The following is a 609-nucleotide window of genomic DNA, read 5'->3' on the forward strand; positions in this document are numbered from 1 at the left end:
GTGCGCTCATTGCTGAGATCTCGACAAACACACCATCAGCAATGATGTCATTACCCAACACATTGATGGTTACCGTTGAAACTTTGCTCATCTGAACGTTATCGTCAACCGCCACTACATCACCACTGCCCGTTTGCTGCTCAGCAACGGCCTACGAAGCTTGTGTCGCCACGTTGTAAGCCTCATCTTTCGTGTTTACCACATTAAACGTCACAGGGTAGTCACCAGAGGTTGCACTTAGAGCAGAAGTCACCGCGATGGTAGCCACGCTAGATTCGCCAGAGGCAAGGGAAATAGATTGAGAGCTCGCTTGCCAGCCACTCTCTACTTGAGCAGACACATCAAAACGAATCGTGCCACAAACGTCATTCGCCGTGTTTGTTACCGTCAGTTGATATTCAACCGTGTCGCCAGCATTAACTTGTGTATCAGACGTCGCTTTCACAGACACACTTGGCGCAGACATCTCGCAAACGCTTGGAGTTACCGAACCATTAAACGATACGTTCACACCGGCAAAACCATTGGCTGCACTCGCAAGATTAATCGTGAGACCAGAAACTGGATCGGTGAAACTGTCACCCACTGGTAACGCAGTATCTTTCCAAT

Annotated in this window: 1 protein-coding gene; it reads right to left on the reverse strand. The window is 48.9% G+C overall.

All coding sequences use genetic code 11. The features are described from left to right. Window positions 1–151: 151 nt before the first annotated feature. A partial coding sequence (locus R7O13_RS28655) for an NEW3 domain-containing protein (protein ID WP_318305434.1) occupies window positions 152–609 on the reverse strand: 458 nt, incomplete at its 5' end.

This window comes from Vibrio sp. Y176 (assembly GCF_033438945.1).